1 protein-coding gene and 1 pseudogene are annotated in these 1,602 nt (G+C 60.9%); both read right to left on the reverse strand.

What is annotated here, in order from left to right; all coding sequences use genetic code 11:
- A partial coding sequence (gene araG / locus H8F21_RS29065; RefSeq protein ID WP_203585824.1) for an L-arabinose ABC transporter ATP-binding protein AraG occupies positions 1-1,280 on the reverse strand: 1,280 nt, incomplete at its 3' end.
- Positions 1,277-1,602, reverse strand: a pseudogene (locus H8F21_RS29070) (arabinose ABC transporter substrate-binding protein); the annotation flags it as partial. The gene araG and the pseudogene H8F21_RS29070, both read right to left, overlap by 4 nt.

Here is a 1,602-nt window from a genome sequence, read left to right on the forward strand (position 1 = left end):
CCCCGCGTGGGTTCATCCAACAGCAGCACTTTCATCGGCATCGACAACCAGCGGCCAAGAATGGCCTTCTGTTGGTTACCGCCGGAGAGGTACATGATTTTCTGTTCGGCGTTGGGCGTCTTGACCTTCATCGCCTTGATCTGTTGGTCGGCGTTGGCCTTTTCCCAGCCGTCACGCAACAACCAGCCAAAGGCCGAATGCGCACCACGGGCACTGATGTTGATGTTTTCGGCCACGCTGGACAGCGGGATGATGCCCTCCTTCTTGCGGTCTTCCGGACACAGCAGCACACCGGCGGCAATGGCGTCGCGGGGTGAGCGCAATTGCAGGGTTTCGCCACGCAGTTCCAGGCGGCCGACAGTGCTGCGGGTCAAGCCGCTCAGCAGGCGAAACAGCTCAGTGCGCCCTGCCCCCACTAGCCCGAACAGGCCGAGAATCTCGCCTTTGCGGACCTGAAAACTGACTGGCTCGCGTAAACCAGGGCCGAGCAACCCATCCACTTTCAACGCCACCTCACCCTGCTCACGCGGACGGTAGTTGTAGATGTCCTGAATATCCCGGCCGACCATGCAGGTCACCAACTGGTCATGGGTGAGCGCGCTCATATCCTCGAACGTACGCACGTAGCGGCCGTCCTTGAACACCGTGACCGCATTGCAGATGCGGAACACTTCCTCCCTGCGGTGCGACACGTAGAGCACCACTTTGCCCTCGTCCCGCAGGCGCGTGATGAACGCCATCAAGCGGTCGATCTCCCGCGCCGACAGGCTGCTGGTGGGCTCGTCGAAGGCGATTACATGGGCGCCACGGGACAGCGCCTTGGCGATTTCCACCAGTTGGCGCTGGCCCAAGGACAGGCGACCGAGTTTCTCGTCTGGGTCGATATCATCCGCCAACCCCTTGAGACACGGCAGCGCCTGCTTGCGCATCTGGCGGCGATTGACCACTCCGAATCGGGTGGTTAGATGCCCGAGAAACAGGTTCTCGGCCACGGTCATTTCCGGCACCAGGTGCAGCTCCTGGTGAATCACCGCCACGCCGCTGGCAATGCTGTCAGCGGCGTTTTTAAAGGCCATGGCCTGCTCGCCGATCTGCAACGTGCCAGCGCTGGGAATATACGCGCCGCCAAGGATTTTCAGCAGCGTCGACTTGCCCGCACCGTTTTCGCCCATCAACGCGTGTACCTGGTGCGGCCGCGCTTCAAAGCTGATCTGCGCCAGGGCTTTCACACCGGGAAACTCCTTGCCGATGCCGTTGAAGCGCAGGGCCGCGCCGGTCATTTCCACAGCCCGATTTTGGTCAACTCTTCCTTGAAGTTGGCGCGGGTGATCAGCGTCACTTCATCCATGGCGGTGTACTTGGCCGGCTCGGTGCCTTTGGTGACCCACTCGTACATCATCAACGCGGTGTTGTAGCCCTCGATATGTGGGCTTGGCAGCATCGAACCGAAGAAGCCGCTGTCAGCCTTTTTCAACTCGCCGATGGCGTCGGTGCCATTGATGCCGATGCCAATCACGTTGGCCGCCTTGAAGCCGGCGCTTTCAGTCGCTCGTACGCCGCCCAGCACGGTGTTGTCGTTCATGCCGCCGATGATCAGGTTTT

The organism is Pseudomonas arcuscaelestis (assembly GCF_016881005.1).
Classification (GTDB): Bacteria; Pseudomonadota; Gammaproteobacteria; order Pseudomonadales; family Pseudomonadaceae; genus Aquipseudomonas; species Aquipseudomonas arcuscaelestis.